The organism is Sorangium sp. So ce726 (genome assembly GCF_051521405.1).
Classification (GTDB): domain Bacteria; phylum Myxococcota_A; class Polyangia; order Polyangiales; family Polyangiaceae; genus Sorangium.
Map to the genome: position 1 here is coordinate 2,916,815 of NZ_CP150349.1, position 15,454 is coordinate 2,932,268.

A 15,454-nucleotide genomic window follows, 5' to 3' on the forward strand; every position below is an offset into this window, starting at 1 on the left:
CGCTACGCGCACCCTAACGAAGCAGGTAGTAGCCGGCGATGGTAACGCACGCGACGGCGCTCACGATCATCAAGATCACCAGCCACTGCGGCGCGCCGTCGGTCGGGATCATGATCGGCTCGTCGCCCTGGACGGGCGCGCGGGCGTTCCGCTCGTCCAGCGCGTCGTCGGCCGGCGGAGGCGAGGCGACGTGGTCGTAGTCGTCCCCGTCATCGTCCATGTCGCTGTCCGCGCTGCTCAGCCACGATTTCGGCGAAGGCGGGCGCTGCGAGATCTTCTTCTCGTCGAGCTCCTTCACCTTGCGCGCCGGCTCGGACGCGGCGGCGTTCTGGGCCAGGAGGTGCTCAGGCAGCGCGTACTTCTGGTAGCGGAGGTCCTCGATGTCCTCGAGCTCCGGCAGGGCCAGGCCGTCGCCGTCGAACTTCGCGACCACCACCGTGATGTTGTCGTGCCCGCCGGCCTGGTTGGCCCGATCCGTCAGCACCTTGCAGGCGTCGATCGGATCGTCGACGGTCCGCAGCACCTCGCGGATCTCCTCGTTCCGCACCATGCCCGAGAGCCCGTCGGAACAGAGCATCAGCGTGTCGCCCCGCTTGAGCTCCACGTAGGTGAGGTCGACCTGCACCGAGTCCGCGGTGCCGAGCGCCTGGAGGATGATGTTGTTGTGCTCGAAGGTCTCGGCCTCCTCCTCGGTGAGCTGGCCTGCCTCGATGAGCTGGTTCACGAGCGACTGGTCGCGCGTCACCTGCACGAGCCGATCGCCGCGGAGGACGTACGCGCGGCTGTCGCCGACCTGGCCGAGGAACAGGTGATCGTCCATGAGCGCGGCGATGGTCGAGGTGGTCCCCATCCCCCGCCGGGTCCGATCGAGCTTCGCCTCGCTGAAGATCCGGAGGCCTGCCGCCTCGATCGCCTGCACCAGCCGCGCCGCGAGCTCGTCGTGGTCCTCCGGGGGACCGGCGGCGCTCATCCGCTGGTAGATGATGTCGACCGCGAGCTGGCTCGCGACCTCGCCGGCCGCGGCGCCGCCCATGCCGTCGCACACGCCGAGCAGGGCGCCCCGCTCGCCGACGACCTGGTAGCGGTCCATCTCCATCAGGCCGCGGCTCGCGTTCGTGAGATCCGCGACGATGAAGTTGTCCTCGTTGTGCTCGCGGACCTGGCCCACGTCGGTCCGGCCGAACAGCCGCAGCACGACCTCGGGGCGACGCGGCTCGTCGGGCGGTGTCGCCGCGCCGTCCATGCCGTCGGGGCGCTGCCCGCCCTCGTCCGGCTCGCCGCCCCCCGGCGCCTCGCCCGCGAAGCGCCCGGCCGCGTCGCCGTGGGCGGCCTCCGCGGCGGGGGTCTCGTCGAGCGCGCCGTCGTACGACGCGGCCGCGAGGGAGGCGTGCGCCTGAGCGGCGGCCGGCGGCGCATCGGGGGTCACAGCGTCTCCAAGATCGTCCGAGCGTGTGGCGCTTCCATCCGTGTCCTCCTCGCGCGACCCGCCGGCGGTGAGCCGCACCCGCGGCGGCGGGGGGAGCTTCCGCCCGACCTTCGCCTGGCTCGATGCGCTGGGCGCCTTCACGGGCTTCACGGCGATGCCAGCCTTCTGTGTGGCGTTCGCTGCCGGACGCGTCTTGGGCGTCGGGGGCTTCCAGTTCACGGGCTTGCCTGCTTCCACAGACCCCGCCTTGCCGGACTCGAGCGACGCGGCGCCGTGCGGGGAGTCATGAAGCGCCTTGCCGGCGTGGCTGCTCGAGTCGGTTCCTGCCGACGCCGCGCCGGGGAGCCCCTCGACTTCCAGCGCCTCGGTCGGCGTTTCGCGGACGGTCTGGTCGCTCATCGGGGGAGATCCACGCGAAACAGGTGCTGCCCGATGCGCACGAAATCGCGATCGAGGAGGCTGACGTCCTCGCGGATGGCGACGTAGGTCCCGTTCGACGAGTCCAGGTCGCTGAGCGTGAACTCCCCCGTGGCCGGGTTCCTCCGGATGGCGGCGTGGCGTCGCGAGAGGAACGGATCGGCCGTGAATACGATGTCTCCCGTCTCCCGTCCGATCACCGTCTCATCCCGGTAGAGGTGGTACACGTCCCGCGTCACGCCCTCCACCGTCCGCTGGCAGAGTCTCGCCCGGCGGTGGATGGCGGGCGAGCCAAACAGCAACGTTCCATGCTGGATGGCATGGCCGAGGCCTCGCTCGCCGTCGTTCACGGTCTGAAACTGTAACACCTCGAGGCCCAGGAGGAGCAAGTCGCCATCTCGGAGGGGGTGCGTCTTCCGGATGCGAAGGTAGATGCGGTTGACGCTGCCCAGGTCACGGAGAACCCAGGACCCTTCCTGCGGAATGATCCGCGCGTGCCGCGGCGAGACGTACTGGTCGTCCTCGAGGACGATATCCCCCTCGGTGCGGCCGATGTCGATCTGCGGGCCCGCAAGGGGGAAGCTCTTCCCCTCGGTCCCGTCTTCGACGATCACGATGAGCTTGCCCTCGGGCGCTCGGGTCGGCTGGGTGTCAGCCGGAACCCACGCCGGTGGGCGAACCGAGAGGGACGCGCGCAGCGGCGCGAGCGCCTGCTGGGAGGGCGGCGGCGGGCTGCTCGCCTCCGCCGAGATCGGCCCGGCGGGCTCGGCAGTCTGCGGGGGCCGCTGCGGGTCGCGTCGGGCGTCCGGGGCGAGCGCGGGCGCTGGCTGCGGGCGGTCGGTGGCGGGTCTGGCCGGTCGCTCGGAGGCGGGTCTGGCCGGGCGCTCGGACGCGGGTCGCTCGCCGTCGAGCGGGGCGCCGCAATACTTGCAGAACCGCGTGCCAGCCAGGCACTGACCGCGACAGCGCGCGCACTCGACCGGCGGGACGGGCGCCCGCTGCGACGACGCGATGTCGACCACCGGCGAGCCGACGATCTTGTCGGCGCTGCTCCCGCTGGCCGCGGGCGGGGGCAGCCGCGCTGGGGGCAGGGCGACCGGCGGCAGCGGGGGCGGAGCCGGCCTGGCCGGCGCGCCGACCCGTTGCTGCGCGTCTCCGGCACCGGAGCGCTCGTCGCGCGCCGCCGACGGCGGCGCGGCCTCCGCCGGCGGTGCGTGCCGGGGCGCGGCGTGCGTGATGTCGTGGAGGCCTCGCGCGGTCGTCCCGATCTCCTCGTGGGGCGGGGGCGCCATGTACGGCGCGCCAGGGGAGAGCGCTCCGCCTGGCTCGCCGCGCTCTGCCCTGGCGCGCTTCGACACCTGGCTCACCGGCTGCGGGGCGCCCGCCGGCGCTCCGCCATCTCGCCTGTTCAGCGGCGCGCCGCACGTCACGCAGAAGCGGTAGCCCGGAGGGTTCTCCCCGTCGCAGTTCGGGCAGGAGAGCCCCAGGATCGCGTCGGTGATCGAGGGCGTCGCGGGCGTCGCGGGCGCGTCACCCCGCTCGGTGACCCTCGGCCCTTGCAGGGCGGGCACCATCTGGATCGCGCTGTCCAGCGCGCCAGCAGCCGGCGTCGCGGCGCCCTCGCGCGCCGGGCGCGAGGCGCCCTCCGCGCGGCCGTGCACCGCCGGCATCGCTGGCTCCGTCCTCGCCGAGCTGAGCGGGCTGAAGGAGAACACGGGCGCCTCCGGGCGAAGGCGCCCCGGCACGCCGCGAGGCCCCGGCGACCTGGCGGCCGCGCGGGCGTCGTTCGCGGGCGGCGTCTCGGCCTGCGCAGGCGCCGGCAGGGCCGGGAGCGACACCTGCGGCAAGCCGCTCGGCGGCGTCGGCGGGACGACCCGCGCCTCTCGAGCCTTCAGCCGTCGACCGCAATCCTGACAGAACGTCAGATCGCCAGCGTTGTCGCGACCGCACACATCGCAGATCACGCTGCCGAGGGGACCGCGGAGCGACGGTCGAGTCAAGTAGCCGGTGCGTTCTCTCGAGCGGACAGGGGAACCGCTCAGCGCCGGCCGACCTCGGTCCGCACCTCGAGAAGGAGCTCGAAGCCGACGAATTGCGCGATGGCGGTGGCGCGCTCGTAGTTGGCCGTGTCCCTCCAGCCAGCGAGCAGCACCGGCCGGTACACGCAGCTGACGCCGAGCACCGCGCGGCGCGAGACCTCCAGCTCGACCCCGACGCCGCCGAAGATGAGCGCGCCGCCCGTCTCGACGCCCCACTCGTTCCCGTACGCGACGCCCCCGATCCCGGCGGAAAAGTACGGAGCCGCCCGGTAGCCGATGTCCGGCAGGTACCTCATCTCGGCCCGCAGCTGCTGGAAGATTCCAAGCCGGTAGAGGTTGCTCGAGTCCATCTTGGTGAACTGGTACGCGCCGCCGAAGTACCAGGGGCCTGGCGAGCGGTATCCACCGCGGATCGCGAGCCCGCCTCCGCTGCCCAGGATGCACGCGTAGAAGGGCCCCGAGCGCGGGCAGGCAGCGCCAGGATCGAGGCTCATCTCCGCCACGAGCGCGACGCCGTACTGCACGTACTCGACGTGCAGCGGCGGCGGTCGGGAGGCGAGCTCGACGCGCGGCTTGACGGCAGGCGATGGCTCCTGCTCGGCGGCGGCCTCGTTCCCCGCGGCGTCGAGCTGAGCGCTCCCGGCGGGCGTGGCGCGGCCGTCCTCGGCCCGTTCGCCGGGGCCTCCTCTCGTCCGGCCGCCGGCGGGAGCGCCCGGCGCGGCGACGTGGAGCGCGCCGTCGGCTTGAGGGGCCGGAGGCGCGGCCCACGCTGTCAAGGACAGCAGGGCGCCAGCCGCGATGGTCGCGGCCGAGAGCGCGCCGGGCGGAGATCGCAAACGCACGAGTTGTTTGAGATACGCGAGAGATCTGCCGCCCGCAACGCTCCTCCGACGCGCGGGCGCGGGGGCGCACCGGCGCCGACCTCCGACGTGGGCGCGCGCGTGGCCGCCTGGGGCACCTCCGCGCCGCTGCGTGCCCGCCGCGCCCCCTTCGCGTCTCGCCGCGCCCCCGCCGCGCTCCCCAGGAAAAGACGCGACGGAAGGGGGAGGCGAGCGGTCTCTTGAAGCTCGACACCATACGCCGCTTGACGGCAGCTGCGAGGGTCGCCTAAACGAAGCCACCTTCATGGAGATTCACCTCGACAAGCGTGCCGTAAAGCAGATCCGCCTCTCTGCGGCGGATGCCGTTGAGGAAGGCGACACCGAAGCGCTGCGCGAGGACGTCCTCGAGGCGTTCTCGGAGGAGCAGGTCGAAGAGATCGAGCGTCGTCTGGACAGCGGTGATTTTTTTGAGTTCTTGACCGACGTGCTCGACGAGTGGGGGGGCGACGACGTCGACGAGCTCTTCGAGCTCCTCGAGACCCAGCTCGGCGACATCGGCATCGACCTGAAGTACGAGCCGCGCGAGGACGACGACGACCTCGACGAGGCCGACGAGGACGATCTCGCCGACGACGAGGATGAGGACGGCGACGACGACGACGCCGAGCTCGAGCCCGAGGACGACGAGGACGACTGAGCGCGGTCGGCGCGCCGCTGCGGCGGTGCGCCGCGCGGCGTCCCCGCGTCAGGGGTCCTTCCCGCCGTCGAGCTCGCGGAGGATGTAGTCCGCGCACGGGCGAGGCGCCGCCGGGAGCGACGGACATAGCGCGTGCGCGCAGCGCGCGTAGCGCGAGTCGGGGAGCTCCCGGACAATCCGGGCTGCGGTGGCGCACGCCTCCTTGCTCCGACCCTCCTCGCGCCACAGCTTCGCCTCGGCCCAGAGCGCGTCGTCGCGCAGGATGGACGCGGGGTGGTCCGTATACAGCTTGCGCAGCTCGCGGCGCGCGGCCGCGCGATCGCCGAGCGCGTCGCGGTAGAGGCGCGCGATCTCGAGCTGCGCGTCGTCGAACTTCTCGCGGTCGTAGCTGCCGGTGACGGCCGGCTCGCGCGCGGAGAGCATCTCCCTCAGGTAGCCGATGGCCTCCTCGGGGCGCCCGAGGGACGCGGCGAGCTCCGCTGCGTGGAACAGGGCGTCGTCCGTCAAGCTGCCGACGGGGTACGGGTGCGCGCGCGCGGCGGCGACGAGCGCGCGCAGCGCGGCCTCGCGATCGCCGCTCCGCTCGAGGAGGAGCGCGGTGCGGTAGGCGAGGTCCTGATCGAGCTCCGTCCCGCGGAGCGCGGGGCCGTGCTGCCGCAGCCACGCGAGCGCGCCCGCCGCGCCGGCGCGCTCGTCTTCGCGCTGGATGAGCCGCTTCAGCGCGTTGCGCGCGAGCCCGTGCGACGGGTGGCGCAGCGTCGCCTTCAGCAGCATCGCGTAGCCCGCGTCCGCGTCGCCGTGTTCGATCGCGAGATCGGCGAGCTCGAACTCCGCGCGCTCCGAGCGCGGCCCGCGCGGCGAGTCGGCGAGCAGCCGCTCGTACGACGCGCGCGCCTCGCCCCAGGACTCCACGCGCTCGAACGAGCGCGCCTGCATGAGGCGCGCCTCGTCGCGGTCCTTCACGCGCAGCGCCTGCGACGCGGCGTCGTCGAACGAGCGGGCCGCATCGCGGTAGCGCCCCGCATGGTAGGCGCGCTCGCCGGCGGTCATCGCGGCGAGGTAGGCGTCGCCGCGCGTCGGCGCGCACGCGGGGCCGAGCAGCGCGGCGATCGCGAGGGCGAGGGCGAGCGCTGGTGCGGGGGCGTTCGCAGGGCGGCGGCTCATGCGCGCGCGCCCTCGGCGCCGCGATCGCGCGGCAGCGCCAGCACCTCGGCGAGCGCCTCGGCGAGGGCGCTCGCCGCGGGCGCGACCTGCTCCGGCGCGAGATCGAGGTGGGTCACGGCGCGGACGGCGCTTCGGCCCGTCGCCCCCACGAGCACGCCGCGCCGCCGCGCGGCCTCGACGAGCCGCTCGGCCGGGATGCCGGGCGTCTCGATGTAGAGGATGTTCGTCTCGGGCTCCTCGATCGTCGCGGGCGGCGCCATCGCACGAAGGGCCGCCGCGCGCATCGCCCGCGCGATGGCGCGCGCGGCCTCGTGGTCCTCGGCGATGCGGCCCTGGTGGTGCGCGAGCGCGTACAGGGCCGCGGCCGCGAGCACGCCGGCCTGCCGCATGCCGCCGCCGAGCATCTTCCGGAAGCGCAGCGCGGCGCGGACCACGTCGGCGCTGCCGCACAGCGCGGAGCCGACGGGCGCGCCGAGGCCCTTCGAGAAGCAGACGCTCACCGTGTCGAACGGCGCGGCGAGCTCGGCGGGCGTTCGACCGGTGGCGACCGCCGCGTTCCAGAGGCGCGCCCCGTCGAGGTGCAGCGCGAGCCCGTGCGCGCGCGCGACCGACGCGATGGCGAGCACGTCCTCCTGCGGGAAGACCCGGCCGCCCGCGCGGTTGTGGGTGTTCTCGATCGCGACGAGGCGCGTGCGCGGGAGGTAGTACTGCGGCGGCTTGATCGCGTCCTCGACGTCGGCCGCCTTGAACAGGCCGCCGCGCCCGGCGAAGGCGAACTGCACGCCGCTCCAGGCGGGCGCGGCGCCGCTCTCGTAGAACGCGCAGTGCGCGCCCTCGCCCGCGATCACCTCGTCGCCGCGCTGCGTGTGGCAGAGGAGCGCGATCTGGTTGCCCATCGTCCCGCTCGGCACGAAGAGCGCCGCCTCCTTGCCCGTGAGCTCCGCGACGCGCTCCTCGAGCGCCCGCACGGTGGGGTCCTCCCGGTACACGTCGTCGCCGACCTCGGCCGCGGCCATGGCGGCGCGCATGGCCGCGGTCGGTCGGGTGACGGTGTCGGAGCGGAGATCGATCGTCGCTTGCATCCTGGAACCTCGGCTGTCGGCGTCGGCCGACGTTGTAGCACCGCGCCGCGCCGCGCCCCCTACGCGGGGCTCGCCGCCGCGAGCCGCGGGAACCGCTCGGCCATCCGCCACGCGATGCGCGTCGCCATCGCCATGATCGGCACCTGCGAGTTCACGCCGATGCTCGTGGGGAGGATCGAGCCGTCGGCGACGAAGAGCCCCGGCAGCGCGAAGCACTCGCCGCTCTGATCGACGATCCCGCGCCGCGGATCGTTCGCCACGCGCGCGCTCCCGAGCGGGTGGAACGCCATGCACTCGATGCGGCGCGCGTCGATGGGGGCGCGCTCGGCCGCGCGCGCCGCGTCCATCGACGTGACCGGCGGCGCGCCGAGCAGCGCGGTGTAGACCTCGCGCGCGCCGGCGGCGAGCGCCATCTCGCTGAGGATCGTGATGGACCGGCGGAGCCGCGCGAGGTCGCGCGGCGCCATCGCGTACGAGACGAGCGGCTCCCGGCCGGGGCCGGGGCGGACGCGGCCGCCGCCCTCGTCGTGGATCATGGCGCCGAAGACGGCGCAGCGCGACAGCGCGGAGGCCCGCCGCCGCAGCGCGGGCCCGACGCCGGGGAGGCCCGCCGCGAGCACGTTGACCGCCGAGTAGACGCCGACGAGCTTGATCCCCTCGGCGTCGAAGTGGTCGGAGTAGACGCTCTGGAGCGCGCCATCCCATCCGTTCAGCGCGTCGTCGAACCGGGCGACCACGCGCACCGCGGGGTGCAGCGTCACGCCGTCGCCGAGCCCGGAGCGCGCCTCGAACGCGCCCGTCGTGCGGAGGAGCAGCGGCGTGTGCAGCGTGCCGCACGCGGCGACGACGGCCTTCGCGCGCACCCGGAACCGGCGCGGCGGGGCCCCCGGCTCGCCGCCGAGCAGCCTCCCCTCGACGCCGACGGCGCGCCCGCGCTTCACGGCGATCCGCTCGACCAGCGCGTCGGCGACCACGCGCGCGCCGCGCGCGGTCGCCGAAGGCAGGTAGGCGACGTCGACCGAGCGCTTCGCCCCGGCGGGGCAGGTGAAGTTGCACCGGCCGTTGCCCTCGCACGCGTCGCCGGTGTTGCGGCGGAGCGGGCGCATCGGGATGCCGAGCCGCCTCGCGCCCTCGACGAGCCGCGCCGTCGAGGCGGAGCGCATCGCCTCGGGGACCTCGCGGACCTGCAGCCGATGCTCGACGCTCTCGTACGCCGCCTCGAGGGCGCGCTCTGACAGCTCATCGAGGCCGAGGTCGCGCGTCCACCGCGCGTGGACGCTGCCCGGGATGCGGAAGCACACCCCGCCGGTCACCACCGACGATCCGCCGACGGCGCGCCCCAGGGTGAGCGAGATCATCGGCGTCTGGCCCACGCCGAACGCCGTGAACAGGCCGGCCTCGCGGAACAGCCGCCGCACCGACGCGCTGGGCTTCCAGCGCTGGTAGTCGTCAGGGCGAACGTAGGGGCCCTCCTCCAGCACGATCACGCGCCGCCCCGCCTCGGCGAGCAGCGCGGCGACGACCGCGCCGCCGGCGCCGGAGCCGACCACGACGACGTCGCACGCCTCGTCGAACCCCGCCGGGAGGTCGCGCCCGCTGACGATCGGCTCGCTCGACGCGATGCCGCCGTTCACGCGCCGCCCCCGGCGCCGAGCCCGGGCAGCCTGCGCCGCGCCGCCGTGCTCTCGCGGTCGAAGCCCGTCAGCGCGAGCTCCGCGCCCTCCTCGAAGGCGGCGATGCACATCGGCACCTTGAAGGCGAGGAGCAGCATCGCGAGGAGCCCGGAGCGGCTCGACTCGAGCGCCTCCAGGTACGCGAGCCGCCGGCCGAGCGAGAGCCGGCTCATCCGGCCGAAGGCGCCGATCACGAAGGGCGGCAACAGCTCGAGGCAGACGACCAGCAGCGCGAAGCTGCGCCGGGTCTCGGGGCTGCTCTGCCCGAGGGAGAGATCCAGCGCCGCGACCGCGCGCTCGCACACCTCGGCGCCCGGCGGGGCGAGCTCCCCGCGCTCGTCCTCGTCGCAGAGCATCGCCTCGGCGGCGGCCCACGCGACGCGTCGCGCCCACGGCGAGAGCCCGCGCCCGGCGCGCTCCCACCGCTCGATCCCTCGCGCGGCGCGCTCGGGCGCGCTCCCTCCCCCGTCCTCTTGCATGGCCGCGAGAGCCTAGCCCGGATCGACGCAGCGCCGAGGTCCAAGGCGGCGCGCGACGTGGTCGGGTGATCCCGGGCGCTTGGCTCGGCCACGCGGACGGGCTGTTCGCGTGCCATTGCAGAACGACATCCTGACGGTCCGCTGAAGGCGCGCGCCGTGTCGCGTCGAGCGCGCCGCCTCGGCGCGCGGATCGCTCTGCGTGGCCGCGCGTGGGCTGGCTGTCCGCCGCGGATCCGGTTCTGGTATTGAGCAGTGCGGCCGGGGGAGCACGGAGGAACGATGGCGGAGCGATCGCTGCAGCACCGGGATCCCGAGAGCAAGGACGACGAGACGCTGAGGAGAGAGGCGCGTGTGCACCTCGCGAGCGAGCCGGCGCTGCAGCTCGTGGCCGAGCTGATCGCGCGCCTGCGCGAGCTCGATCTGCCGTGGTGGACGCCGGTCAAGCTGCGCGAGCAGTTCGGCGCGGTCGAGCGGATGGGCTGGTTCCGCGAGCGGAGCGACGTGCGCCAGCAGATCACGACGTCCCTCACCGGCCTCTCGCCCAAGGCCGCCCGCCGCAAGACGCCCGACTTCCAGGGCGCGCTCATCGACTCCGTCATCGACGAGGGCGACATCCCCCTGCGCGCGTTCGAGGACGCGTTCGATCCGCGCGATCTCGCGGTGTACGGCCCGGCCGGCGGCTACTGGCAGTTCTTCCGGGACTCGGTGCCGTGGGATCAGGACACGCCGCAGCTCCAGGAGATCGTCGCCTGGCTGCTCAAGGCGCTGCTCGCAGATCGCAGCCCGTTCGAGGGCATTGGCAGGACGCCGATCCTGACGCCGTGGGACGTGCGCACGGCGATCGACGGTCGGCTGTGGCAGACCCGCATCCCGCTCGAGATCCGCGTCGCCATCGACAACGCGCGGCTCAAGCAGGAGCGCGAGCGCCCGGGCGTGCCGTTCCACGCCGACGGTGAGCTCGCGATCGCCGGGCCGGACGTCATCGCCGCGAACATCCCGCCGCGCGACATCCTCCCCGTGGTGCAGCTCGCGCAGAAGGCGATGCGCTTCGACGGGCCGCGGGCCGCCACGCCGAAGGCGGCGGCGCCGGTGGAGCTGTCGTCCGGCCGCGGCGGCGCGCCCGCCGCCGCTCCGCAGGCGGCGCCTGCATCGGCGCCGGGGGCCTCCGCTCCCGTGTCGAAGCCGTCGGCGGCTTCCGGCGGGCCTGTGTCGGCGCCGGCGGCGTCGGCCCCCGTGTCGTCCGGCGGCGGGCCCGTGTCGGCGCCTGCTTCCGGCTCGTCCGGCGGCGCGCCCGACGCGGCCCAGGCCGGCAAGGCCGCCGCGAGCGCCGCGCCCTCCGGGGCGGCCGGCTCGCCGCAGGGAGGCCTCGCGGCGTCGGTGAGCAGCCCGCCGGCCGGCTCCCCCGCGGGGCCGAAGGCCGCCGGCAGCGTCACGCCGCCGAGCGCGATCGCCGCGAGGCCGCCTGCAGCGGCGGCCGCCGCCGCGGCGTCGGTCTCGCCGCAGGGGGGTGAGGCGCCGCGCAGCAGGCTCCCGAGCGACCCTGGCACCTCGCCGGCGCGCGCGTCGACGCCGCCCCCTCCGGCGGTGCGCCCGTCGACGCCGCCCGCGCCCCCGGCGGTGCGCCCGTCGACGCCGCCTGCGCCCCCGGCGCCGCGCGCGTCGACGCCGCCCGCGCCGAGCGCCTCGCCGGCCGGGGCCAAGGTCGAGTCGCTCGACGACCTCGAAGAGGAGGAGGACGACGAAGACGGACGCGGCGGCGCACCCGAGAGCGAGCGCACGAATCCGTGGGCGACCTCGGGCGACGGGAAACCCAAGGACGACCTCGACGACATCGGCGACGTCGAGTCGGTGAAGTAGGGCAGCCGGAGCGCGAAGCGCCGTCCGCGAGCGGATGGCGCGCCGCTCCGCACCCGCTGGGCGCGCCGCTCCGTCATGGCGCCGCGCCGCGCTGCCCGCGGCAGCCTTCATGTTTCTTCACACACGCTCCTGAACATCCTTCACACGCGCTGCGCAGCTTCGAGGTGTCCCGGAGCCGCGCGTCTGCGGCTCCGGTCGTTGCTGCCCGGGGCGGCGCCCGCGTTCGGACGAACCGAAGCCGCGCGCATACGCCCCGTGCACGGATCGACGGCGGAGACGCTCACGGAGGGTACGCATCATGTTGGGATTCGTGGTTGGAACGGCCTGTCTGATAGGCCTTGTCATGACGTTAAAGCGCGGCTGCAGGTACGACTGCGGGGCGCCTTGGGGCGCTGGGCCGCGCTTCTTCGGGCGGCGCGGCTTCGGGGGGCACGGCTTCCGCCGTCGCTTCTTCCTGTCCTTCCTCTTCGATCGGCTCGGCACCACGCCGACGCAGGAGAAGGTCATCGTCGCGGCCATCGACGAGCTCCGATCCGCTGCAGAGGCGCAGCGGAGCGAGATCCGCAGCACGCGCGCGGACGTCGCGGCGGCGATGCGGAGCCCGAGCTTTGACGAGACGCGCCTCGGCGAGCTCTTCGCGCGCCACGACACGGCCATCGAGTCGCTGCGCAGGGCCGCGGTCGGCGCGCTCGGGAAGGTCCACGCCGTGCTCGAGGACCGCCAGCGCGAGCAGCTCGCCGATCTCATCGAGATCGGGCCGGCCGCGTTCCGCGACATGTGGTCCGGCAGGGCCGGGTGGCGCGGCGACGATCCCTACAGGACCCACGGCCGGTGGGCGTGAAGGAGGGCGATAAGACCATGATGCGACGCCAGATCACCATCGCGCTGCTCGCGCTCGGCACCGTCGCCGGTTTCGCCTCCGGCTTCTCCTCGCTGCGCTGCCGGGCGGAGGCCCGCCGCGACGCCTTCCAGCGCCACGTCGCGTCCATCTGCGTGGACGCCGCGCGGGACGCCGAGCGCTCCTGGCCGCGGAGCGCCGCGCGCGCTGTCCACGCGCCCGCGGCGGCTGACCACGCGCCCGCGGCGGCCGACGCCGACACCGGCGCGGGTCCCTGAGCTATACAAGGGGTGAGCGGCGGCCGGTCGCTGCCGCACCTGCCCCCCGGGTCCTTCCATGGCGCTGCGGCTCCTGCTCATCGACGACGACACTCGGCTCCACGCCTTGCTCGCGAGCTACCTCGAGCAGAACGGGTTCGCGGTGACCGTCGCGTGCGACGGCGCGCGCGGCCTGGCGGCGCTCGCCGCGGGCACCTTCGACGCCGTCCTGCTCGACGTGATGATGCCGGGCATGGACGGCATCGAGGTCGTCCGCCGCATCCGGCAGAAGAGCTCGATGCCGATCCTCATGCTCACCGCCCGCGGCGACGAGGCCGATCGCGTGGTCGGCCTCGAGATCGGCGCCGACGACTACATCGCGAAGCCCTTCAGCCCGCGCGAGCTGCTCGCGCGCCTCCGCGCGGTGCTCCGGCGGGCCACGCCCGACGCCGCCGGCGAGCGGATCGTGGCCGGCGACATCGCCATCGACGTGCCCGGCCGCGTCGTCACCGTCGCGGGCAAGCCCACGGATCTCACCGGCATCGAGTTCGACATCCTCGTCGCCCTCGCGCGGCGCGCCGGCCGCGTCGTCGCCCGCGAGGCGCTCCTCGAGGAGGCCGGCCGCGGCGACGTCAACGTCGGCGGGCGGACTGTCGACGTGCACATCTCGCACCTGCGGCAGAAGCTGTCCGACGACCCGAGGTCGCCGAGGCTCATCAAGACGGTGCGCGGCGTCGGCTACGTGCTCGCCAAGGACCGCGTGTGAGGAGGAGGTACCGGTCCTGGCTCTACGAGAACGGGCGCAAGGTCTCGATCGGCCGCTTCCTGAGCGCGCGGCTGCACCGCCGGCTCTTCATGTGGTTCGGCGCGACCATCCTGATCACCGCGCTCGCCGCGGTCGCGACGATCGGGGCCATCGACCGCGTCGGCAACTCCGGCTGGCGGCGCGAGCACGCCCGCGCCCAGTCGTTCGTGGCGCACGAGTTCGAGCGGGTGTGGGCCGATCCTGCGGCCCGCGACGCCCTCGCCCGCGGGTTCGCCGAGGATCTCGACATCGACCTGGAGCTCGTCGACGCGACCGGGCGGCGGCTCGCGAGGTACGGCCAGCCCTGCCGGGCGCAGACCCTGGTCTCCCCGGTCCGCGATGAACGGGGGCCGCTCGGCTCCGTGCTCCTCTGCCCCGCGCGCGGCCGCTCCGGCGGCTCGCTCCGGTTCGCCCTGCCGCTGCTCGCCGTGGCCATCGTCATGTGGGGGGCCTCGGGGCTCATCGCGCGCCGCCTCGCCCGCCCGCTCGTCGATCTGGCCCACGTCGCGCACGAGATCGGCGCCGGCAAGCTGTCGAGCCGCGTCCGGCTCGACTGCCACGGGCAGCAGGGCGAGGTCGGGATCGTCGCCGAGGCGGTCAACGACATGGCCGCGCGCATCGAGCGCCAGATCGCCGACCAGAGGGAGCTCCTCGCCGCCGTGTCGCACGAGCTCCGCACGCCGCTCGCCCGCATCCGCCTGCTGACGGAGATGGCCCGCGGGGACGGCGGGCCGAGCGCCTGCGTGCTCGACGACCTCGACCGCGAGGTCATGGAGATCGACGCGCTCGTCGGCGACCTCCTGGCCAGCTCGCGCCTCGACTTCGCGGCCCTCACCGTGGCCCGCCTCGACCCGGCCGAGGCCGGGATCCGCGCCCTGGAGCGCGCCGGGCTGGATCCGACGCTTCTGGAGGTCGTCGAGGGGACGCCGGCGCTCCAGGCGGACGCGACGCTGCTGGCGCGCGCCCTCGCCAACTTGCTGGAGAACGCGCGCGCGCACGCTGGCGGGGCCGAGCGGCTGCGGGTCCGTCCCGGCGGCCAGGGCGGCGTCGTCTTCGAGGTCGAGGACCGCGGGCCCGGGTTCACGGAGGGGGAGGAGACGCGCATCTTCGAGCCTTTCTTCCGGCGCGAGCGGGCGCAGGGCGGCGAGAGCGGCGCCGAGCGCGGCTCGCTCGGCCTCGGCCTGGCGCTGTGCAAGCGCATCGCCGAGGCGCACGGGGGCCGCGCGTTCGCCGAGCGCCGCGAGGGCGGCGGGGCGCGCGTCGGCATCGAGCTCGCGCTGCGTCCGCCAACCAGCGCCGCGCGCCCACAGCGACGCGACAGGGAAGCAAACGGAGCCGACAGAGCAGACAGAGCAGACGGCGAGGCCCGCCCTCGCCGCGCGTAGCGTTCCCGCTTGACCGCGCGATGGGGCGGGTGCAACGCTCCCCGTGCTCGCGACCATGCGAATCCTCCTCTGCGAAGATCAGGACGCGATCCGGCGCATGATCGAGGCGCTGGTCGGAGCGAGTGGTCACGAGGTGATCGGCGTGGGCACCGGCCGCGAGGCGGTGGAGCGCGCCCTGACCGAGCCCTTCGACGTGCTGCTGCTCGACCTGATGCTGCCCGGCAGCATGGATGGCTTCGAGGTCTGCGAGCGCCTCCGCGCGCACCCGGGCACCTCCAGCCTGCCGATCATCGTGATCAGCGCCCTCGACGATCACGAGGCGCGCGCCCGCGCCTTGAAGCTCGGCGCGACCGCCTACTACGCCAAGCCGTTCCGGCCCCTCGAGCTCCTGGAGCACATCGGCGGGCTCAAGGCCGCGCGGCGGGCCTGAAGCGGGGCCCCGCCCCGAGGGGAGCCTTCCGTCCGGCGCGATGCAACGGAGCGCTGGAAGATGGCGCCCGTTTTGACTACACCC

At 74.5% G+C, this 15,454-nt stretch carries 14 protein-coding genes; 7 read left to right on the plus strand and 7 right to left on the minus strand.

The features are described from left to right. Nucleotides 1-13 precede the first annotated feature (13 nt). The 3 genes from WME79_RS11140 to WME79_RS11150 are packed head-to-tail and all read right to left on the minus strand — an operon-like array spanning nucleotide 14 to nucleotide 4,724. The gene (locus WME79_RS11140; protein WP_437534730.1) at nucleotides 14-1,825 is read right to left on the minus strand and encodes a Stp1/IreP family PP2C-type Ser/Thr phosphatase; all 1,812 of its coding nucleotides are present in this window, start codon (nucleotides 1,823-1,825) and stop codon (nucleotides 14-16) included. Further along, complete coding sequence (locus WME79_RS11145; protein WP_437534731.1) at nucleotides 1,822-3,843, minus strand: FHA domain-containing protein; 2,022 nt, start codon at nucleotides 3,841-3,843, stop codon at nucleotides 1,822-1,824. The genes WME79_RS11140 and WME79_RS11145 overlap by 4 nt, the downstream gene beginning before the upstream one ends. A gap of 38 nt (nucleotides 3,844-3,881) precedes the next feature. Further along, nucleotides 3,882-4,724: a hypothetical protein gene (locus WME79_RS11150; RefSeq protein WP_437534732.1), complete on the minus strand. Its 843-nt coding sequence runs from the start codon at nucleotides 4,722-4,724 to the stop codon at nucleotides 3,882-3,884. A 130-nt stretch (nucleotides 4,725-4,854) separates the two neighbouring features. On the opposite strand from WME79_RS11150, the gene WME79_RS11155 reads away from it, so the two are divergent. Continuing rightward, entirely contained in the window at nucleotides 4,855-5,400 is a 546-nt protein-coding gene (locus tag WME79_RS11155; protein WP_437534733.1) for a hypothetical protein, read from the plus strand. Between the two features lie 48 nt (nucleotides 5,401-5,448). Here the strand turns inward: WME79_RS11155 and WME79_RS11160 are convergent, their stop codons facing one another. Genes WME79_RS11160 through WME79_RS11175 form a run of 4 tightly spaced genes read right to left on the minus strand, consistent with a single transcriptional unit; the run spans nucleotide 5,449 to nucleotide 9,798 of the window. Then, entirely contained in the window at nucleotides 5,449-6,564 is a 1,116-nt protein-coding gene (locus tag WME79_RS11160; RefSeq protein WP_437534734.1) for a tetratricopeptide repeat protein, read from the minus strand. Then, the gene (gene ltaE, locus WME79_RS11165; RefSeq protein ID WP_437534735.1) at nucleotides 6,561-7,646 is read right to left on the minus strand and encodes a low-specificity L-threonine aldolase; all 1,086 of its coding nucleotides are present in this window, start codon (nucleotides 7,644-7,646) and stop codon (nucleotides 6,561-6,563) included. Before ltaE ends, WME79_RS11160 begins: the two co-directional genes overlap by 4 nt. Before the next feature lie 59 nt (nucleotides 7,647-7,705). Continuing rightward, entirely contained in the window at nucleotides 7,706-9,280 is a 1,575-nt protein-coding gene (locus WME79_RS11170; RefSeq protein ID WP_437534736.1) for a GMC family oxidoreductase N-terminal domain-containing protein, read from the minus strand. Then, nucleotides 9,277-9,798, minus strand: a complete 522-nt coding sequence (locus tag WME79_RS11175; RefSeq protein ID WP_437534737.1) for a hypothetical protein — start codon at nucleotides 9,796-9,798, stop codon at nucleotides 9,277-9,279. The genes WME79_RS11170 and WME79_RS11175 overlap by 4 nt, the downstream gene beginning before the upstream one ends. Before the next feature lie 279 nt (nucleotides 9,799-10,077). On the opposite strand from WME79_RS11175, the gene WME79_RS11180 reads away from it, so the two are divergent. The 6 genes from WME79_RS11180 to WME79_RS11205 all read left to right on the plus strand — a co-directional run bounded on the left by WME79_RS11180 (nucleotide 10,078) and on the right by WME79_RS11205 (nucleotide 15,370). Beyond that, complete coding sequence (locus tag WME79_RS11180) at nucleotides 10,078-11,655, plus strand: hypothetical protein (RefSeq protein WP_437534738.1); 1,578 nt, start codon at nucleotides 10,078-10,080, stop codon at nucleotides 11,653-11,655. Between the two features lie 343 nt (nucleotides 11,656-11,998). Beyond that, a complete protein-coding gene (locus WME79_RS11185) occupies nucleotides 11,999-12,496 on the plus strand; it encodes a Spy/CpxP family protein refolding chaperone (protein ID WP_437534739.1) in 498 nt (165 codons plus the stop codon). A gap of 17 nt (nucleotides 12,497-12,513) precedes the next feature. Then, entirely contained in the window at nucleotides 12,514-12,771 is a 258-nt protein-coding gene (locus tag WME79_RS11190) for a hypothetical protein (protein ID WP_437534740.1), read from the plus strand. Nucleotides 12,772-12,829: 58 nt separating this feature from the next. After that, nucleotides 12,830-13,516 carry a response regulator gene (locus WME79_RS11195; protein WP_437534741.1) on the plus strand — a complete coding sequence of 229 codons (687 nt, stop codon included), beginning with the start codon at nucleotides 12,830-12,832 and terminating at the stop codon, nucleotides 13,514-13,516. After that, nucleotides 13,513-14,940: an ATP-binding protein gene (locus WME79_RS11200; RefSeq protein ID WP_437534742.1), complete on the plus strand. Its 1,428-nt coding sequence runs from the start codon at nucleotides 13,513-13,515 to the stop codon at nucleotides 14,938-14,940. The genes WME79_RS11195 and WME79_RS11200 overlap by 4 nt, the downstream gene beginning before the upstream one ends. Nucleotides 14,941-14,995: 55 nt before the next feature. Continuing rightward, the gene (locus WME79_RS11205; protein WP_012234686.1) at nucleotides 14,996-15,370 is read left to right on the plus strand and encodes a response regulator; all 375 of its coding nucleotides are present in this window, start codon (nucleotides 14,996-14,998) and stop codon (nucleotides 15,368-15,370) included. The last annotated feature ends 84 nt before the right edge of the window (nucleotides 15,371-15,454 follow it).